The following is a 19,757-nucleotide window of genomic DNA, read 5'->3' as shown; positions in this document are numbered from 1 at the left end:
ATGCGCATTAAGCCTGGCGGCTGTGCATTTTGTGCTCGCGCCTCGCGTGGCGTGAGCCGTGCGAGGTGCGGCGCGATGAGTCGGGCGGGTTGCGTTTTCGCGGGCCGCCTGCTGGTACGGTGAATCGTGAATCCCGGTACGGTCAGGCGCCCCACGATCGACGCGTTATGCCGCGCCGCGTTTGGCCAGCCACACGTCGACACGCGCGAGCGCGCCTTCGAGCGCCGATTCCAGCTCCGGCGTTTGCGCCATGCTGCCCCACAGCAGACGATCGGCGGCGAACGCCTTCAGCGGATCGGGCGCGGCGAAGAAACCGCGCGCGACGTTTTCGTCCATCACGCCGTCCTGATACGCGTACGGCAATTCGCCGGCCTGCCAGCGTTGCAGGAAGCGGAAGAACAGCGCCGGCAGCATCGCGGTGGCGGCCGGCGTGACGCCGCGCTCGAAACACTCGGCGAGCGTCGGCGCGATGAAGCCGGGCAGCTTCGAGAAGCCGTCCGCCGCGACGCGCTGGTTGGTGTCCTGGATGAACGGATTGCTGAAGCGTTCGAGCACCACGTCGCGATACCGTTCGAGATCGAGCGGACTCGGCGTGAGACACGGAATCACGTCTTCGGTCACGTAGTCGAACGCGAACTTGTTGATGTCCGCGTCGAGCGTGCCTTCGTGGATGAAGTTCAGGCCGACCAGCGTGCCCGCCCACGCGATGCAGCTATGCGGCGCGTTCAGGATGCGGATCTTCGCTTCCTCGTACGGCAGCACCGAGTCCACCAGTTCCGCGCCGACCTTTTCCCATGCGGGCCGGCCGGCGATGAAGTTGTCCTCGATCACCCACTGGATGAACGCTTCGCCCATCACCGGGCACGCATCGTCGACGCCGGTCGCGGCCTTCACGCGTTCGCGCACGTCCGGCGTGGGGCGCGGCGTGATGCGATCGACCATCGAACTCGGGCATGCGGTGTTGTCGTCGAACCATTGCGCGAGTTCGTTCGCGCCGCGCCGCTCGAGAAACTCGCTCATGCCCGCGTGGAAGCGCTCGCCGTTGCTGCGCAGGTTGTCGCAGGTCTGCAGCGTGACCGGGCCCGCGCCGCGCTTCATGCGTGCGTCGAGAATGGCCGCGAGCGCGCCGTAGATGGTGGTGTGGCCGCCGTTCAGGTCGGCGGCGAGATCGGCATTCGCGGTGTCGAGTTCGTCGTCTTCGTCGAGGTAATAGCCGCCCTCGGTGACGGTGAACGCGATGATCTTGCAGGCCGGATCGGCGCCGGCTTCGATCAGCCCGTCGAGGCTGTCGGTCCACGGCACCACGCGCTCGATCGAACGGATCGTTTCGTAGGCGCGCTCGCCCTGCGGCGTGACGGTCTCCAGCGTGTAGACGCCGTGCTGCGCGGCGAGCGCGTCGAGCACCGCATTCATGTCGCCGCGGATGTTGCCCACCGTCAGCGACCAGTGCGGCTCGCCGGGCACCTGGGCCTCGTTCAGCCGATGCAGATACCACGCCTGATGCGCGCGATGAAACGATCCCGCGCCGATGTGCAGGATCACGTGTGCGGCCGCGCCGCTGCCTTGCCCGCTGTTCATGTACGTCTCCTGAATGTCCTTGGCTCGCCCGGCTCGCAGCGGGGCGTTTATGGAGCATTTGCTCTGTCTGTGAGCGAATGATCGTACCCGGCGATACGAATGTCAAGGCGAGGTCCGTACGTTTTCGTGGCGCAGCGCGGCGTGGCAAGGCGTCCGGCGGCGTTTCGCGCTGCGCGGCCGTACATTGGACGTGCGTTGTCGTGCCGTTTCGTGCGTATTGCATTGCATCAAATTTGACCTGTTCGGCGTCAGGACTAACCCGAATGCAAAAAAGTATCGGTCCGCGGTTTCATTTTTAGTGGTGGCGCGCGCATTTGAAGGCTACTTTTCGCTATACAAGACGAAGGTTAGCGGCGCCCCCGGCGAGCCGCTTCATGGAGGCAGACAGTGCAACCCGATCTCGAACTCGTGGCCGTGCGCCGCGACGAATCGTTCAAAGTGTGGTCGCATGGCTATCCGTATCGCACGGTGCGCTGGCATTTCCACCCGGAGTACGAGATTCACCTGATCGTCGCGACGACCGGCAAGATGTTCGTCGGCGACCACATCAGCAATTACACGCCGGGCAATCTGGTGCTGATGGGACCGAACCTGCCGCACAACTGGGTGAGCGACGTGCCCGAGGGCGAGACCATCGCGCAGCGCAATCTGGTCGTGCAGTTCGGTCAGGAGTTCGTGGCGGGTTGCGTCGACAGTTTTCCGGAGTGGCGCCAGGTCGAGTCGCTGCTTGCCGACTCGTGCCGCGGCGTGTCGTTCGGCACGCAAACCAGCGAGGCGATCAAGCCGCTGTTTCTCGAACTGCTGCATGCGCGCGGGCTGCGCCGGCTGGTGCTGTTCATGTCGATGCTCGACATCCTGATGACCGCCACCGACCGCGAGACGCTGGCGAGCCCTGCGTATCAGGCCGATCCGAACAGCTTCGCGTCGACCCGCATCAATCACGTGCTGTCGTACATCGGCAAGAACCTCGCGAACGAATTGCGCGAAGCGGATCTCGCGCAACTCGCGGGGCAGAGCGTCAGCGCGTTCTCGCGCTACTTCCGCCGTCATACCGGGCTGCCGTTCGTGCAGTACGTGAACCGCATGCGCATCAATCTCGCGTGCCAGTTGCTGACGGACGGCGAGCTGAGCGTGACCGATATCTGTTTCAAGGCGGGCTTCAACAACCTGTCGAATTTCAACCGGCAATTTCTCGCGGTGAAGGGCATGGCGCCTTCGAAGTTCCGCCGCTATCAGCAACTGAACGACGCGAGCCGCGACGCCTCCGAGGAGGCCGCCGCGCGCGGCGTGGGCATCGTCGATGCGCCGGCCATCGTGCTGGCGCCCGGACTGCCGCGCAGCGTCGCCGCCGCCGCTTATCCACCTACCTAGCTTTCCGCCGTTTCCCGCTGACGCGTTAGCCGAAGCGTTTCACTTCACCCGCGTTTCAACTCGTCTCGCGCCGTCTCACGACGGCGTGACGGACGTGCTCACTTTAAAAACGGAGACAACCATGACGCAATTCGCTTCCACCCCCGCCCCGCGCACGACGATCCAATCGTTTTCCCGCGGCGCGGCGGCCTTCGCGGCGCTCGCTTTCGGGCTGACGCTGATCGCCGCGCCGGCCGCGCCGGCCGCGCAGGCCGCGCAGGCCGCGCAGGCCGCGCCGCTGAAGATCGGCATGACGTTCCAGGAGTTGAACAACCCGTATTTCGTGACGATGCAAAAGGCGCTCAACGACGCGGCCGCATCGATCGGCGCGACCGTGGTCGTGACCGACGCGCACCACGACGTCAGCAAACAGGTCAGCGACGTCGAGGACATGCTGCAGAAGAAGATCGACATCCTGCTGGTGAATCCGACCGACTCGACCGGCATTCAGTCGGCGGTGACGTCGGCGAAAAAGGCGGGCGTGGTGGTGGTCGCCGTCGATGCGAACGCGAATGGCCCGGTCGATTCGTTCGTCGGCTCGAAGAACTACGACGCCGGCGAAATGGCCTGCGAGTATCTGGCGAAATCGATCGGCGGCAGCGGCGAGGTCGCGATTCTCGACGGCATTCCGGTCGTGCCGATTCTCGAACGCGTGCGCGGCTGCAAGGCGGCGCTCGCGAAGGTGCCGGGCATCAAGCTCGTCGACACGCAGAACGGCAAGCAGGAACGCGCGACCGCGTTGTCCGTCACGGAGAACATGATTCAGGCGCATCCGAATCTGAAGGGCGTGTTCAGCGTGAACGACGGCGGCTCGATGGGCGCGCTGTCGGCGATCGAATCGTCGGGCAAGGACATCAAGCTGACCAGCGTCGACGGTGCGCCGGAAGCGATCGCCGCGATCCAGAAGCCGAACTCGAAGTTCATCGAAACCTCCGCGCAATTCCCAGCCGATCAGGTGCGCATCGCGCTCGGCATCGCGCTCGCGAAGAAGTGGGGCGCCAATGTGCCGAAGGCGATTCCGGTCGACGTGAAGATGATCGACAAGAGCAATGCGAAGGGTTTCAGCTGGTAAGACGACAGGCGCGCCGCCATCCGTTGCAATGAAGACGATGGCGGCGCGGCAGAGGAGCAGCCGATGGACACCATTCTGAAACTCGAGAACATCACCAAGAGCTTTCCCGGCGTGAAGGCGCTGCAAGGCATTCATCTCGACATCGCGCGCGGCGAGATTCACGCGCTGCTCGGCGAGAACGGCGCCGGTAAATCGACGCTGATGAAAATCCTGTGCGGCATCTATCAGCCCGATGAAGGCACGATCACGATCGACGGCGAGGCGCGCAACTTCGGCAATTACCACGACGCGGTGGCGGCGGGCGTCGGCATCGTGTTCCAGGAGTTCAGCCTGATTCCGTATCTGAATGCGGTGGAGAACATGTTTCTCGGCCGCGAGATGAAGAACGGCCTGGGTCTGCTCGAACGCGGCAAGATGCGCCGCGCGGCGGCCGCGATCTTTCAGCGGCTCGGCGTGGCGATCGATCTGTCGGTGCCGATTCGCGAGCTGTCGGTCGCGCAGCAGCAGTTCGTCGAAATCGGCAAGGCGTTGTCGCTCGAAGCGCGCATTCTGATTCTCGACGAGCCGACCGCGACGCTCACGCCCGCCGAGGCGGAACACCTGTTCGCGATCATGCGCGATCTGAAAGGGCAGGGCGTGGCGATGATCTTCATCTCGCATCACCTCGAAGAGATCTTCGAGGTGTGCGACCGCATCACCGTGCTGCGCGATGGGCAATACGTTGGCATGACGGCAGTGTCGGACTCCAACGTGGGTCATCTCGTCGAGATGATGGTGGGGCGCCGCATCGAAAGCAGTTTTCCGCCGAAGCCGCCGCTGCGCGCCGACGCGAAGACCGTGCTCGACGTGCGCAGGCTGCAGTTGACGAAGGACAGCCCCGTGCTGAGTTTTTCGCTGCGCGAGGGCGAGATTCTCGGCTTCGCGGGACTGGTCGGTTCGGGGCGCACGGAGACCGCGCTTGCGGTGATCGGCGCGGACCCGGCCTACGTGAAGGAGATTCACATCAACGGCGCCGCCGCGAAATTGTCCGATCCCGCCGATGCATTGCGCGCCGGCGTCGGCATTCTGCCGGAGAGCCGCAAGACCGAAGGGCTCATCACCGACTTCTCGATCAAGCAGAACATTTCGATCAACAACCTCGGCAAGTATCCGTCGCTGCGGTTCTTTATCGATCAGCGCAGCGAGGCGCGCGCCACCGCCGACATCATGAAGCGCGTCGGCGTGAAGGCGCCGACCATGCACACCGAAGTCGCGACGCTGTCCGGCGGCAATCAGCAGAAAGTGGTGATCGCGCGCTGGCTGAACCATCACACCAACATCCTGATCTTCGACGAACCGACCCGCGGCATCGACGTCGGCGCCAAAGCCGAAATCTATCTGCTGATGCGCGAACTCACCGCGCGCGGCTACTCGATCATCATGATCTCGTCCGAACTGCCGGAGATCGTCGGCATGTGCGACCGCGTCGCGGTGTTCCGCCAGGGCCGCATCGAAGCGATGCTCGAAGGCGGACAGATCGACTCGAACGCCGTGATGACTTATGCAACCGCCGGTTCGCTGGGAGCGAAACATGAACACGCCTAATCCTTCTTCTTCGCCGAAGACCTCGACGGTCAGCAGCGATACGCCCGGTGCGCCGGTTCGCTTCACGTGGGCCGCGCTGAAGCGCTCGACGCTGTTCTATCCGTTCATCGGCCTCGTGGTGGTCTGCATCGTGATGGTGTTCGCGAGCGATAGCTTCCTCTCCGCCGCCAACATCGAGAACGTGCTGCGGCAGGTGTCGATCAACGCGATCATCGCTGTGGGGATGACCTGCGTGATTCTGACCGGCGGCATCGATCTGTCGGTCGGCTCCGTGATGGCGCTCGCGGGCACGCTTGCCGCCGGCCTGATGGTGGCCGGCATGAACGCGGTCGCGGCGCTCGCCGTCGGCGTCGCGGTCGGCCTCGGCTTCGGCGCGGCGAACGGTTTCTTCGTCGCCTTCGCCGGCATGCCGCCGATCATCGTGACGCTCGCCACCATGGGTATCGCGCGCGGCCTCGCGCTGATCTACACCGGCGGTTATCCGATCGACGGCTTGCCCGACTGGGTCGCGTTCTTCGGCAGCGGCAAGATTCTCGGCGTGCAGGCGCCGGTCGTGATCATGGTGGTGATCTACGCGATCGCGTGGCTGCTGCTGGAGCGCATGCCGTTCGGCCGTTACGTGTACGCGATCGGCGGCAACGAACAGGCGACGCGACTGTCCGGCGTGCGGGTGGCGCGCGTGAAGCTGATCGTCTACACGATCGCCGGCCTGACCTCGTCGTTCGCCGCGATCGTGTTGACCGCGCGTCTGATGAGCGGCCAGCCGAACGCGGGCGTCGGCTTCGAACTCGATGCGATTGCCGCCGTGGTGATGGGCGGCACGTCGATCTCGGGCGGCCGCGGTTCGATCGTCGGCACCCTGATCGGCGCGTTGCTGCTCGGTGTGCTGAACAACGGCCTGAACATGGTCGGCGTCAATCCGTACGTGCAGAACGTGATCAAGGGCGGAATCATTCTGCTGGCGATCTACATCAGCCGCGACCGTAGAAAGTAACGCTCTCCCGACTTCCCTTTCCCTCAGCAGGACCATTGCGATGACGACTCAAACCGACAAGCAGAACATGACAGCCATCGTCTGTCATGCACCGAAAGACTATCGCGTCGAACAGGTGTCGAAACCCACGGCGCGCGCGCATGAGCTGGTGATCCGTATCGCCGCGTGCGGGATCTGCGCCAGCGATTGCAAGTGCCATTCCGGCGCGAAAATGTTCTGGGGCGGACCGAGCCCATGGGTGAAGGCACCGGTGATTCCCGGCCACGAGTTCTTCGGCTTCGTCGAGGAAATCGGCGAGGGCGGCGCGGAACACTTTGGCGTGCAGGTCGGCGATCGCGTGATCGCCGAACAGATCGTGCCGTGCGGCAAATGCCGCTATTGCAGATCCGGGCAGTACTGGATGTGCGAAGTGCACAACATCTTCGGCTTTCAGCGCGAAGTCGCGGACGGCGGCATGGCCGAGTACATGCGCATTCCGCCCACCGCGATCGTGCACAAGATTCCGGACGGCATTTCGCTGGAAGATGCCGCGATCATCGAACCGCTGGCCTGCGCGATCCACACCGTCAACCGTGGCGACCTGCAGCTCGACGACGTGGTGGTGATCGCGGGCGCGGGGCCGCTCGGTCTGATGATGACGCAGATTGCGCATCTGAAGACGCCGAAGAAACTGGTGGTGATCGATCTGGTGGAAGAACGCCTTGCGCTTGCCCGCGAATACGGCGCCGACGTGACGATCAATCCGAAGCAGGACAACGCGCTGGAGATCATCCATTCGCTCACTGACGGCTACGGTTGCGATGTGTATATTGAAACCACCGGCGCGCCGATCGGCGTCAACCAGGGCATGGATCTGATTCGCAAGCTTGGGCGCTTCGTCGAATTTTCGGTGTTCGGCGCGGACACCACGCTCGACTGGTCGGTGATCGGCGACCGCAAGGAACTCGACGTGCGCGGCGCGCATCTCGGGCCGTATTGCTACCCGATCGCGATCGATCTGCTGGCGCGCGGACTCGTGACGTCGAAGGGCATCGTCACGCACGGTTTTTCGCTGGAAGAATGGGACGAGGCGATCAAGATCGCCAATTCGCTCGATTCGATCAAGGTGCTGTTGAAGCCGCGCGGATGAGCGTGTCTGGGCGGCATGCATGAGTCGCGAGCCGCGCTTTGTGTGCCGCGAGTCGTCGAGTCGATCGGCGGCTCGCGCGCGTGCTTCGGGCGGCAGCGGTCGCGGTCGCTAACGCTGCCGCGCAGCAGCGGCATATAAAACGGAGACAGTATGGATTACGTCATCGGCGTCGATATCGGCACGCAGAGCACCAAGGCGCTGCTCGTCGATCAGCACGGCGCGATCGTCGCGCAACATGCGTCGAGCTATCAGCCGGACACGCCCAGGCCGTTGTGGGCCGAGCAATGGCCGGCGGTGTGGTTCAAGGCGGTGGTGGCGTGCATCGCCGGATGCGTCGCGAAGGCGCGGGAAGCCGGCGTCGCCGCGCAATCGATCAAGGCGGTGTGCGTGAGCAGCCTGTACGGCGGCTCGGGCATTCCGGTGGACAGCGATATGCAGCCGCTGTATCCGTGCCTGATCTGGATGGACCGGCGCGCCACCGCGCAAGTCGAGTGGGCGCGCGGCAATGTCGATCTCGAACGGCTTTATACGATCACCGGCAACGGCGTGGACAGCTATTACGGTTACACGAAGATGCTGTGGCTGCGCGATAACGAGCCGGAAGTGTGGGCACGCACGCGCTACTTCCTGCCGCCGAATGCGTACGTGATCTACATGCTGACGGGCGAGGTCGCGGTCGATCACAGTTCGGCGGGCAACATCGGCGGCATCTACGACATTGCGCGGCGCGACTGGTCCGACGAAGCGCTCGACATGCTCGGCATTCCCGCCACGATGATGCCGGAGCGCCTGGTCGAATCGTCGGACGTGGTGGGCGGATTGCTGTCGCAGTGGACGGCCCAACTGGGGCTGGAAGCGGGCACGGCGATCGTCGCGGGCGGCGTGGATGCGGCGATGGCGACGTTCGCGGCGGGCGTCACGCGCGCGGGACAACACGTCGCGATGATCGGCACGAGCATGTGCTGGGGCTACATCAACCAGAGCGTCGATGCGCGGCACGGTTTGATCAGCATGCCCCACGTGTTCAACGGGCAGCGCGACATCTATGTATTCGGCGGTGCGATCACGGCAGGCGCGTCGGTGACGTGGTACCGCGAGCAGTTCTGTCATGCCGAAATCGAGGCCGCGCGCGCGACGCCGCATGGCGACCCGCATCGATTGCTGGAGGAGTCGGCGGGCAGGGTGCCGGCCGGTTCGGACGGCGTGATGTTCCTGCCGTATCTGATGGGCGAGCGCAGTCCGGTGTGGGACGCGAAGGCGAGCGGCGCGTTCGTGGGACTGAGTCTGTTCCACACGCGTGCGCATCTGTATCGCGCGGTGCTGGAGGGTGTGTCGTTCGCGTTGAAGCACAACATCGAGGCGGGACGCAAAGGCGCGTTATCGCTCGACGACAAGTTGATCGTGGTGGGGGGCGCCGCGCATTCGGATCTGTGGATGCAGATTATCGCGGACGTCACGGGTTATCCGGTGTACACGATCGAGCAGGATGTCGAGGCGGCGATGGGCGCGGCGTTACTGGCGGGGGTCGGCGTGGGGCTGGTATCGCGCGAGCAGGCGCAAGGCGGGTGGGTGACGCTGATCGAGCGCGCGCAGCCTGACGCCGCGCGGATGGCGCTATACGAGCAGCGCTTCGGCGTTTATACGGATTTGTATCCGGCGTTGAAGCCGGTCATGCATCGGTTGCAGACATCATGAATGCTACTTTTGATTTTTCCGGACGATCGATCCTGGTGACGGGGGCGTCGAGCGGCATTGGGCGGGCGACGGTCGAGGCTCTGTGTGCCAGCGGCGCCGAGGTGGTGGCGGCGGCGCGCAACGTGAGCGAGCTGGCGCGGCTTGCGGAGGAGACGGGCTGCGAGCCGTTGGCGCTGGACGTGAGCGATGAAGCGGCGATTGACGATGTATTCGCGACGCTGGGGGTGTTTGACGGGCTGGTGAATTGCGCGGGGATTGCATTGCTGGAGAAGGCGGTGGATACCACCGGGGCGAGTTTCGATCGCGTGATGGCGGTGAATGCGCGCGGCGCGGTTCTGGTGGCCAAGCATGTGGCGCGCGGGATGATCGAAGGTCGGCGTGCTGGCAGTATCGTCAATGTGTCCAGTCAGGCGGCGCTGGTCGCGCTTGATGAGCATTTGAGTTATTCGGCTTCCAAAGCTGCGCTTGATGCGGTGACGCGTGCTTTGTGTGTCGAGCTTGGGGGTTTGGGGATTCGCGTTAATAGCGTTAATCCTACTGTTACGTTGACACCTATGGCGGTGCAGGCATGGAGTGATCCTGCGAAGCGTGATCCGGCGTTGAAGGCCATTCCGCTGGGGAGGTTTGCTGAGCCTTCTGAAATTGCTAGTGTGGTGTTGTTTCTTTTGAGTGGGGCGGCTTCTATGGTTAGTGGGGTTTGTTTGGCGGTTGATGGGGGGTATACCGTTCGGTAGGGGGTGGGGTTTGTTTCTGGTTTGTTTCTGGTTTTTTTGGCCTTTCCTTGTATTGTTAGTGGTCTATTTGCGTTGCCCCTGTGCGGGGCGGCACCTACTTCTCTTTGCGGCGGTGTATGGACCGGAGACATAGGTAACGGGTGTACGGAGACATGGGTAACACTCTTGGCGAGCGAATCGCCTGGAGCCGGTCATGCCCTGGAATCCGAGAGACACCATGAATCTGCGTCTGGAATTCGTCCATCTGGCCTTGCAGGAAGGCGCCAACCGTCGCGACCTGTGCCGGCGCTTTGGCATCAGTCCGAAGACCGGCTACAAGTGGCTTGAGCGCCACGCGCAGGGCGGCGTTGCCGCGCTGACAGATCACTCGCGCCGCCCCCTGCAGAATCCGGCGCGCACGCCACCGTCAGTCGAGCAGCAGGTAGTCGAACTGCGGCGGGCACACCCCGCCTGGGGTGGACGCAAGATCAGCCGGCGTCTGTGCGATCTGGGCCACAGGGACGTGCCGGCCCCGAGTACCGTGACGGACATCCTGCATCGTCACGGGCTCATCGACCCGGCCGCCTCCGAGGCCGCCACGGCCTGGCAGCGCTTCGAGCATGCACAGCCCAACGATCTCTGGCAGATGGATTTCAAGGGCTGGTTCGACCTGCAGGACGGCCGCCACTGTTCGCCCCTGACCCTGCTGGACGATCATTCGCGCTACAACGTGACGCTCGATGCCTGCATTCGCACCGACACCCGGATCGTGCAGCATCATCTGCAGCGCACCTTCCGCCGCTACGGGCTGCCGCGGCGCATCAACGCGGACAACGGTTCGCCGTGGGGCAGCCCCAGCCAGCCGGGCCAGTTGACCGAACTGGCCATCTGGCTCATCCGGCTGGGTGTGCGCCTGTCACACAGTCGCGTGGCGCATCCGCAGACCAACGGCAAGGAGGAGCGGTTTCACCGCACGCTGAAGGCCGAGGTGATCGCCGGACGCCACTTCAGGAATCTGTCCAGCGCGCAGCAGGCGTTCGATGAGTGGCGCACGGTCTACAACCATCAGCGCCCACATCAAGCGCTGGACATGGCGACCCCGGTTACGCGTTATCGACCGAGTCCGCGCGCCTATCCGGAGATCCTGCCGCCAATCGAGTACGGCGAAAACGATCACGTGCAGTGCGTGAAGTGGAACGGCGAACTACGCTTCAGGAACCGGCGATTCAAGGTATCAAATGCATTGCAGAACCTGCCCGTGGCCATCCGCGCGCGCGTCGGTGAAGAGAACTGCTACGACCTGTTTTTTGCGCATCATCGCTTCGGAACCATCAACCTGAACCAGCAGGAATGAGCGGATCATGTGTTACCCATGTCTCCGCACGTCTGTTACCTATGTCTCCGGTCTAAACACCGCGGCAAAGAGAAGTAGGCAAGAGAAAGCCGCTCACACCGCTAACTCTTAAGCGGGCCCCTCGCGCAGTATTGTTAGTGGTCCATCTGGAATCAGTGCCCTCGCACATTCCGCGTTTGTGACAAAGGACTCATTCATTCCGTCTCGCGCCGCGCGCTCGCCGGCACGGTCCACCCCGAACCGAAGGGCGGCGTTGGATTTACCCGGGGCGCGCGTAGCGCCGCCGGAAGCATGACTGCTGTACCATCACGGCAAAATGCGCGAGAACACGGATTCCAGATGGACCACTAACAATACTGTGCGAGAGTCCCGCTTATGAGCTGGCGGTTCAAAGCGGCTTTCTCTTGCCTACTTCTCTTTGCCGCGGCAAAGAGAAGTAGGTGCCGCCCCGCACAGGGGCAACACTAATGGACCACTAACAATACAAGGAAAGGCAAAAACAAAAAACCAAAACAAAGAACAAAAAAAGAACCAAACCCAGACTACAACATCGTCCTCACATGCCAAAGCTCAGGAAACAACACAACATCCAGCATCTTCCGAAGGTACACCGCCCCACTAGTCCCCCCAGTCCCCTGCTTGAACCCAATAATCCGTTCAACCGTAGTCACATGCCGGAACCGCCACTGCCGAAAGGCATCCTCAAGATCGACGAGTTCCTCGGCCATCTCATACAACTCCCAGTGCTGCGAAGGATTCCGATACACCTCCAGCCACGCTGCCTCAACCGAAGCATCATGCACCGTAGGCTGACTCCAATCCCTCTCCAGCCGCGAGGCTGAAATCTGAAATCCTCGCCTCGCCAGCAACCTCACAACTTCGTCATAGAACGACGGCGCTTCAAGCGACGCCTTAACTTCAGCTAAAATCTCACCCCGATGCGCATGCGGCTTCAACATCGTCGCGTTCTTGTTGCCCAGCAAAAACTCGATCTGCCGATACTGATACGACTGAAACCCCGAAGAACTCCCCAGGTAAGGCCGCATCGCGGTGTACTCCGACGGCGTCATCGTCGCCAGTACACTCCACGCCTGCACCAACTGCTCCATGATCCGCGATACCCGTGCCAGCATCTTGAACGCCGGCGGCAACTCATCCCGATGCACCGCCTGCAGCGCCGCACGCAACTCGTACAGCGCCAGCTTCATCCATAACTCGCTCGTCTGATGCTGAATGATGAACAGCATCTCGTTGTGATCCGGCGACAACGGGTGCTGCGCGGCAAGCACCGTCCCAAGCGACAGATAATCGCCGTAACTCATCGACTCGGAAAAATCGAGCTGAGCATCGTGCCAGCCATCGCCGGAAGATGACGCGGCACCCGCGCTCTCCCCGGCAGACTCCGCCGCCCCATGCCCGAACGGACATCCCTGCGACGGTTTCTCGTCCGGCAATCCGGGCGTTTGCATGTGATCGTTCATCGCCCGCTCCTCAGGTCACCGCGCCGCGCGCGGCGAATTCGGGGGCCCGCCAGGTCTCGCTGGCGAGCACGTCGCGCAGCGTCTCGACGGCATCCCACACATCCACGAAGCGCGTGTACAACGGCGTAAAACCAAAGCGCAAGACGCGCGGCTCGCGATAGTCGCCGATCACGCCGCGCGCGATCAATGCCTGCATCACCTCGAAACCATGCGGATGCTCGAAGCTCGCATGCGAGCCGCGCCGCGCATGCTCGCGCGGCGTCACGAGCGTCAGCGGAAACTCGCCGCAGCGCGCTTCGACCAGTTCGATAAACAGATCCGTCAGCGCCAGCGACTTGCGGCGGATCGCCTGCATGTCGGTCTGCAGGAAGACGTCGAGCCCGCATTCGACGAGCGACATCGACACCATCGGCTGCGTGCCGCACAGAAAGCGGCCGATGCCGTCGTCCGGCTCGTAAGCCGGGTCCATCCTGAACGGCGCGCGATGTCCCCACCATCCGGACAGCGGTTGCGCAAAATCATTCTGATGGCGCCTGGGCACCCACGCGAACGCCGGCGAACCCGGGCCGCCGTTCAGATACTTGTACGTGCAGCCCACCGCATAGTCGGCATCGACGCCGTTCAGATCCACCGGCACCGCGCCCGCCGAATGCGCGAGATCCCACAGCGCGAGCGCGCCCTTGTCGTGGATCAGCTTCGTCAGCGCAGCCATGTCGTGCATGTAGCCGGTGCGGTAGTTCACGTGCGTGATCATCGCGACCGCGGTGTCGTCGCCGATGGCGGCGGGCAACTCGGCCGGATCGTCGACGAGGCGCAGTTCATAGCCGCGATCCAGTTGTTCGATCAGCCCTTGCGCGATGTACAGATCCGTCGGGAAATTCGAACGCTCCGACACGATCACGCGACGCTTCGGATCGCGTGCATTCGCCACGCGCAACGCAGCGGAGAGCAGCTTGAACAGGTTGATCGAAATCGTATCGGTGACGACGACTTCGTTGTCCGCCGCGCCGATCAGCGGCGCGAGCTTGTTGCCGAGGCGGCGCGGCAGCGCGAACCAGCCGGCGGTGTTCCAGCTGCGGATCAGGCCTTCGCCCCACTCGGCGGCGATCACGGTTTGCGCGCGTTGCGCGGCGGCGGCCGGCGGCACGCCGAGCGAGTTGCCGTCGAGGTAGATGGTGGTCGGCGACAGCGCGAACTGGTCGCGCAGCGGCGCGAGCGGATCGGCGCTGTCGAGCGCGAGGGCGTCTTCACGGTGGTTCATGGTGGTTCCGTCGGTCAAATCAGATCAAATCAAATCGGGTGGGTTTTTTCGCCGGTGCTGCGCTGCGATGCCATGCATTCAGCGTGCATCCGGCTCGGGCAACGCTCGCAACACGGCGCGCACCGGGCTCGCATCGAGCGTGGTCAGCTTGAGCGGTAGTGCGATCAACTCGTAGTCGCCCGGCGCGACGGCATCCAGCACGATGCCTTCCAGAATCGCCATGCGATGCGCGCGGATGCGGTGGTGGGCGTCCATCGTCTTCGATTCCTGCGGATCGAGCGACGGCGTATCGATGCCGATCAGCTTCACGCCGCGCGCGGCAAGCAGGTCGATCGTCTGCGGAGCGACCGCGCAGAACGCGCTGTCCCACGCCGTTGCCGGCGCGGTTTTGTAAGTGCGCAGTAAGACTCGCGGCGGCAGGTCGTCGAGTGCGCCGTCGAGGTGTTGTGGCGTCACAACAGGCGCGGCGCCGATGCAATGAATGACGCGGCATCGGCCGAGGTACGCGTCGAGCGGTACCTCGCCGATCGCGGCGCCCTGGGCGTCGTAATGGAGCGGGGCGTCGGTGTGCGCGCCAGTGTGCGGCGACAGCGTCAGACGCGCGACGTTGACCGGCGAGCCCGCCTCCATGCGCCATACGCGTTCGATGCCGACCGGCGTATCGCCCGGCCAGACGGGCGTCGCCGTATCGACGGCGGGCGAGATGTCCCAGAGTGTTTGCATGTCTCCATCATCGGATTGTGTCTATTTCAAAATGATAGAAGGCTTGCGACGAAATGTGATTGCGAAAAAATCTCCTTCCAGGCCCGGTCTTGGAACATAATTTGATATAAATGGGAAAGGGAGACCGAATATGAACGCGATCTCGCTCGACGCCACCGATTGCCGTATCTTGACGGTGCTTCAGCAAGAAGGACGGATCAGCAATCTCGACCTCGCGGAGCGCATCTCGCTCTCGCCATCGGCCTGTCTGCGCCGCCTGCGCCTGCTGGAGGAGCAGGGTGTCATCGAACATTACCGTGCCTGTCTGAACCGCGAAGTGCTGGGGTTCGAGCTGGAAGCGTTCGTGCAGGTGTCCATGCGCAACGACCAGGAGAACTGGCACGAACGCTTCGCCGAAGCGGTGCGGGACTGGCCGGAAGTGGTGGGCGCCTTCGTCGTGACAGGCGAAACCCACTACCTGCTGCGCGTCCTCGCGCACAACCTCAAACACTATTCGGACTTCGTGCTGCAGCGTCTCTACAAGGCGCCCGGCGTGATGGACATCCGTTCGAATATCGTGCTGCAGACGCTGAAGGAAGACTCCGGCGTCCCGGTCGCACTGGTGACGAAAACCAGCGGACACGGCGCGGCGCATAACGACCGCTGACGACCGCTGAAAAAAATCGCCGCCTCTAGCACTAGCAGGCGGCGATTTTTCTGGAACACGGCGCGGTGAGCCGGCAAATCCGTCCAGCGATAAACGCTACGTTCAGATCGACTTGAGTCCGTGAAACTGGCCGCCATGAAACACCAGCGGCGAGATATCCGCGGCCTGGTCGTGGATGCCGCAGCGCTCCACTTCGCCGACGAAAATCACGTGGTCGCCCTCTTCATACCGGCTGCGGTTATGGCATTCGAACCAGGCCAGGGCCCCATCGAGCACCGGCATGCCGGTGTCGCCTTCCGCATGCGACACGCCTTCGAAGCGGTCGCCCTTCACGGTCGCGAAGCGCTTGCACAAATCGAGTTGCGATGCGGCCAGCACGTTGACCACGTAATGGCTATTGGCGCGGAACACCGGCATCGACGCCGAGCGCGTGGCGAGACTCCACAGCACCAGCGGCGGATCGAGCGACACCGAGTTGAATGAACTGGCCGTGATGCCGATCAACTGGCCGGACGCCGCACGCGTTGTAATGACGGTGACGCCGGTGGCGAACTGGCCGAGCGCCTGCTTGAACGCGCGCTGATCGAAGTTGGGCGGACTGGCGCGCTTCATCGGCGGGTCGCCTGAAACGCGCATGACGCGACATGCCGCGGAGGGACGCCGTTGCGAGCGCCGCTTGCATGGCCGGAAACAAATGATTCGAAAGTCATAGTGAAAATCGTCGATTTATCCCAATTTTAACTGCAATCGCGGCGGATCGGCCGCGAGTCCCGCTGTCCCGTGGAAAAGCCGCTAAGCTGGAATGTGATGGCGTTGGCATGCGCGTTGCGGGAAAGCGGAACCGGCATCGGCCGTTTGTGCGTATCAAGGAGCGTGCAACATGAGTCAGACAGGCGAAGTCGCTACCCTGGGTGGCGGATGTTTCTGGTGTCTCGAAGCGGTGTATCTGGGCGTCGACGGTGTGAACGCGGTGGAGTCGGGTTATGCGGGCGGCCAGACCCAGCATCCGACTTACGAGCAGGTGTGCGACGGCGTGACCGGTCACGCGGAAGTCGTCAACGTCGACTTCGATCCGGCGAAGATCAGCTACCGCGAGATTCTCGATATTTTTTTCGCGATCCACGATCCGACGCAGTTGAACCGGCAAGGCAACGACGTCGGGACGCAGTATCGGTCCGTGATCTTCACGCATGGCGAAGCTCAGCGCGAAACGGCGTTGCAGGCGATTCGCGAACTCGGCGAACAGCGTATTCACGATGGCCAGATCGTCACGCAGGTGCTGCCGCTAGACGGCAATTACTGGGCCGCCGAAGCCTATCATCAGAACTATTTCGCGCAGCATCCGAATCAGGGGTACTGCTCGTTCGTCGTGGCGCCGAAGGTCGCGAAATTCCGGCAGAAGTTCGCGCATCGGATCAAGGCGGGGTGAGCGGCGAGGGCGGTGCGGCCTCCGGGTCGCGGCGGCCGTCGTGATCAGGTTCATGCTCGTGTTCATGAGCCTGACGCGCATACGCCTCGATGATTTCCCGCGCCAGCTCCATGCAGCTTAACGGCGCCGACCCTTCCGCCTTGTTGTTGATCGCGATCACCACCGGCTGGCCGGCCAGCGCGTAGCGCGCGGCCAGTTCGGCGAGCGACGCGCGGGTCGCCGGATCGTGATCGACCAGCTGATTGAACGGCTCGTACTTGGCCTTCGCCTGTTCGTATTTGAAACCGCCGTGCAGACTCCAGCGCACGATCAGCGGCCCGGCCGGTTCGCCGTCCAGCAGCGCGAGCGCCGCGGCCTGGCGTAGCGGGTCCGGCATCCGCGCATGAATGCCCACGCAATAGCGCACGCCCGCGTTCTTCAGCGTGCGGATGAAGCGCGGCGTCAACAGACTCGCATCGCGGATTTCGATCGCGTAGCAGGTGCCGTCGGGCAGCGTCGGCAGCGCGGCGAGAAACTCGGCCAGACGCTCGATGAACACCGCCGGCTGCGCGAGCATCTGATCCGGCAACGGCGAGAGCTGGAACACCAGCGCGCCCGCCTTCGCGCCAAGGCCTTCGAGGCACGGCGTGACGAAATCGTCGATCGCCATCTGCGCGTTCAGGAAGCACGGGTTCAGCGAGACCGGCTCGCCGCGTTCGGCGCGCACGGTGGCGTCGGTGATCGTCATCGGCGCCTTGACGATGAAGCGGAAGTGCTCGGGCACCTGCTGCGCATAGCGCAAGTATTCGGTGACGGTCAGCGCCTGATAAAACGACCGGTCGATGCTGACCGTCTTCAGCAGCGGATGCGCGCCGTAGGCGGTGAGCCCTTCGCGGGACAGTTTGCTGTTGCTGTATTCGTCGCCGTAGACGATGCCGTTCCAGCCTGGGAACGACCACGTCGATGTGCCGAGGTGAATCTGCGGCGGCAACGCGGCGGCGAGCGCGAGGAGTTCGGGCGAGGGCGGCGCCGCGAGGACTTCGCGGCTGCGGCGTTTTTTGGGTGGCTCGGCGGCGGGCGTGGTGGCCTGGCCGGTTTCGTCGCGTGTCCTGGCGCGTGTGCGCGGCGTTTTCCCTGCCGGCTCGCCGTGGCTTTTGACGTTACCTTGATCGCCGCCCGCGCCGGCATGTGGCTCGACGGGCATGCCGAACAGATCGAACTGCACGGCTTCACCTTGCGCGGCGTCGGATGTCGCTGTCGCATCCATCGCATCCGACGCGCCGCTCATGGCCTGTTCTACTTCACTTGTCCCGCTCTGACCCATCGATCGTCGACCTGCTGTTCAAGGTTGCGCCGCGTCGGTTCGTCCGCTCCTGCACGACGCCGCGGCGCAACCGGATCACAGCGGTTTGTCGTACATATAGCGGCGCGACCACGGCAAGGTTTTCGCGCTGCGGCCGGCTTTGCGGCACACCACCTGGTAGATCGAGACATCGTCGGTTTCGAACGCATACGCGCAACCGGCGAGGTACACGCGCCAGATGCGGAATTTTTCGTCGTCGACGAGCTTGCGGGCTTCGTCCGCATGCGCCTCGAAATTGTCGGCCCACAAATCCAGCGTGTGCGCATAGTGACGGCGCAGGCTTTCGACGTCAACCGCTTCGAGGCCGCCGCGCTGCATCGCTTCGAGCGCGAGGCTGATGTGCGGCAGTTCGCCGTCGGGGAACACATAGCGGTCGATGAACTCGCCGCCGCCCAGCGCGGTCTCGCCGCTGTCCGAATCGCTCGACGTGATGCCGTGATTCATCGCGATGCCGTCGTCGGCCAGCAGATCGCGAATCTTCTCGAAGTAGCCCGGCAGATTTTTGCGGCCCACGTGCTCGAACATGCCGACGCTGGTGATGCGATCGAACTGTCCGGCAACGTCGCGATAATCCTGCAGACGAATCTCGATCCGGTCTTCGAGCCCGGCCGCTTTCACGCGCGCGGTGGCAAGATCGAACTGGTTCTGCGACAACGTCACGCCCACGCAGCGCGCGCCGAACTTCTGCGCCGCGCGCAACACCAGCGCGCCCCAGCCGCAGCCGATGTCGAGCAGACGCTGCCCCGGCTGCAACTGGATCTTGGTGAGGATGTGGTCGATCTTCTTGATCTGCGCGGTGGCGAGATCTTCGTCGCCGTTCTCGAAGTACGCGCACGAGTACACCATGTTCTCGTCGAGCCACAGCTTGTAGAACTCGTTCGAGACGTCGTAGTGATACTGGATCGCCTTCTTGTCCGACGCTTTCGAGTGATTGAAATAGCGTCGCACGCGCGCCAGCTTGCTCGCGCTGGTGACGGTGCTGCGCGCGAGCTGATAGCCGATGTTGATGATGTCCGACAGCTTGCCCTCGATGTCGATCTTGCCCTTCACGTACGCCTCGCCGAGATTGTCGAGGCTCGGTTCGAGCAGATAGGGCAGCGCCGTGGCGCTCTTGACATGTAGCGTGACCCGGGGCGCGGCGAACTGCCCGAAGTCATGTTGCTGACCGTCCCACAGGACGAGTCTTGCAGGCAGGTTAGCCTTGGTCTTAACGTCTTCCACCCACTGCGCCAGCTTCTTCTCCCAGAACATGTGATCTCTCCGTGTCCGTTGATTTAAAGCAAAGCTTGTGTGGATCGCAGCCCCGTGCGGCGCAACTCCCATGCCGCGAGATGCCATCCGGCCGG

17 protein-coding genes are annotated in these 19,757 nt (G+C 63.4%); 10 read left to right on the top strand and 7 right to left on the bottom strand.

Features of this window, described 5'->3' with window-relative positions:
• Window positions 1-165: 165 nt before the first annotated feature.
• A complete protein-coding gene (gene dalD, locus LFL96_RS15905; RefSeq protein ID WP_280996153.1) occupies window positions 166-1,578 on the bottom strand; it encodes a D-arabinitol 4-dehydrogenase in 1,413 nt (470 codons plus the stop codon).
• Window positions 1,579-1,965: 387 nt separating this feature from the next.
• Between dalD and LFL96_RS15900 the strand changes: the two genes are divergently transcribed.
• The 8 genes from LFL96_RS15900 (at window position 1,966) to LFL96_RS15865 (ending at window position 11,529) form a co-directional block, all read left to right on the top strand.
• Window positions 1,966-2,949: an AraC family transcriptional regulator gene (locus LFL96_RS15900; RefSeq protein WP_280996152.1), complete on the top strand. Its 984-nt coding sequence runs from the start codon at window positions 1,966-1,968 to the stop codon at window positions 2,947-2,949.
• Between the two features lie 121 nt (window positions 2,950-3,070).
• Complete coding sequence (locus tag LFL96_RS15895; RefSeq protein WP_280996151.1) at window positions 3,071-4,060, top strand: ABC transporter substrate-binding protein; 990 nt, start codon at window positions 3,071-3,073, stop codon at window positions 4,058-4,060.
• Window positions 4,061-4,123: 63 nt separating this feature from the next.
• Window positions 4,124-5,644, top strand: coding sequence for a sugar ABC transporter ATP-binding protein (locus LFL96_RS15890; RefSeq protein ID WP_280996150.1), 1,521 nt, complete (start codon window positions 4,124-4,126; stop codon window positions 5,642-5,644).
• Window positions 5,631-6,638 carry an ABC transporter permease gene (locus tag LFL96_RS15885; protein ID WP_280996149.1) on the top strand — a complete coding sequence of 336 codons (1,008 nt, stop codon included), beginning with the start codon at window positions 5,631-5,633 and terminating at the stop codon, window positions 6,636-6,638. The genes LFL96_RS15890 and LFL96_RS15885 overlap by 14 nt, the downstream gene beginning before the upstream one ends.
• Window positions 6,639-6,678: 40 nt before the next feature.
• Window positions 6,679-7,767: an alcohol dehydrogenase catalytic domain-containing protein gene (locus LFL96_RS15880; RefSeq protein WP_280996148.1), complete on the top strand. Its 1,089-nt coding sequence runs from the start codon at window positions 6,679-6,681 to the stop codon at window positions 7,765-7,767.
• Between the two features lie 150 nt (window positions 7,768-7,917).
• Complete coding sequence (locus LFL96_RS15875) at window positions 7,918-9,462, top strand: FGGY-family carbohydrate kinase (RefSeq protein ID WP_280996147.1); 1,545 nt, start codon at window positions 7,918-7,920, stop codon at window positions 9,460-9,462.
• Window positions 9,459-10,196 (top strand): SDR family oxidoreductase, encoded by a 738-nt coding sequence (locus LFL96_RS15870; protein WP_280996146.1) that lies wholly within the window; start codon window positions 9,459-9,461, stop codon window positions 10,194-10,196. The genes LFL96_RS15875 and LFL96_RS15870 overlap by 4 nt, the downstream gene beginning before the upstream one ends.
• Window positions 10,197-10,389: 193 nt before the next feature.
• Window positions 10,390-11,529 (top strand): IS481 family transposase, encoded by a 1,140-nt coding sequence (locus LFL96_RS15865; RefSeq protein WP_280996145.1) that lies wholly within the window; start codon window positions 10,390-10,392, stop codon window positions 11,527-11,529.
• Window positions 11,530-12,071: 542 nt separating this feature from the next.
• Here the strand turns inward: LFL96_RS15865 and kynA are convergent.
• From kynA to kynB, 3 genes are all read right to left on the bottom strand, one after another.
• Entirely contained in the window at window positions 12,072-13,010 is a 939-nt protein-coding gene (kynA, locus tag LFL96_RS15860; RefSeq protein ID WP_280996144.1) for a tryptophan 2,3-dioxygenase, read from the bottom strand.
• Window positions 13,011-13,020: 10 nt separating this feature from the next.
• Complete coding sequence (gene kynU / locus LFL96_RS15855; RefSeq protein ID WP_280996143.1) at window positions 13,021-14,271, bottom strand: kynureninase; 1,251 nt, start codon at window positions 14,269-14,271, stop codon at window positions 13,021-13,023.
• A gap of 78 nt (window positions 14,272-14,349) precedes the next feature.
• Entirely contained in the window at window positions 14,350-14,994 is a 645-nt protein-coding gene (gene kynB, locus LFL96_RS15850; protein WP_280996142.1) for an arylformamidase, read from the bottom strand.
• A 130-nt stretch (window positions 14,995-15,124) separates the two neighbouring features.
• Here kynB and LFL96_RS15845 point away from each other — a divergent pair, with 130 nt between their 5' ends.
• The gene (locus tag LFL96_RS15845) at window positions 15,125-15,640 is read left to right on the top strand and encodes an Lrp/AsnC family transcriptional regulator (RefSeq protein ID WP_280996141.1); all 516 of its coding nucleotides are present in this window, start codon (window positions 15,125-15,127) and stop codon (window positions 15,638-15,640) included.
• A 102-nt stretch (window positions 15,641-15,742) separates the two neighbouring features.
• Here LFL96_RS15845 and LFL96_RS15840 read toward each other — a convergent pair whose 3' ends face one another.
• The gene (locus LFL96_RS15840) at window positions 15,743-16,252 is read right to left on the bottom strand and encodes a flavin reductase family protein (RefSeq protein WP_280996140.1); all 510 of its coding nucleotides are present in this window, start codon (window positions 16,250-16,252) and stop codon (window positions 15,743-15,745) included.
• Between the two features lie 268 nt (window positions 16,253-16,520).
• On the opposite strand from LFL96_RS15840, the gene msrA reads away from it, so the two are divergent.
• A complete protein-coding gene (gene msrA / locus LFL96_RS15835; protein ID WP_280996139.1) occupies window positions 16,521-17,069 on the top strand; it encodes a peptide-methionine (S)-S-oxide reductase MsrA in 549 nt (182 codons plus the stop codon).
• Here msrA and LFL96_RS15830 read toward each other — a convergent pair.
• Together LFL96_RS15830 and LFL96_RS15825 are read right to left on the bottom strand one after the other, a co-directional pair.
• Window positions 17,056-18,372 (bottom strand): DUF72 domain-containing protein, encoded by a 1,317-nt coding sequence (locus LFL96_RS15830; protein ID WP_280996138.1) that lies wholly within the window; start codon window positions 18,370-18,372, stop codon window positions 17,056-17,058. The two genes, msrA and LFL96_RS15830, sit on opposite strands and share 14 nt — an antisense overlap.
• Window positions 18,373-18,447: 75 nt before the next feature.
• Window positions 18,448-19,662, bottom strand: a complete 1,215-nt coding sequence (locus tag LFL96_RS15825; protein ID WP_280996137.1) for a cyclopropane-fatty-acyl-phospholipid synthase family protein — start codon at window positions 19,660-19,662, stop codon at window positions 18,448-18,450.
• Window positions 19,663-19,757: the final 95 nt, after the last annotated feature.

Origin of the sequence: Paraburkholderia sp. D15, from assembly GCF_029910215.1 — a bacterium.
Classification (GTDB): Bacteria; Pseudomonadota; Gammaproteobacteria; order Burkholderiales; family Burkholderiaceae; genus Paraburkholderia.
Note: the sequence above shows the minus strand (reverse complement) of the source record. Positions and strands in the feature narration are given on the sequence as shown.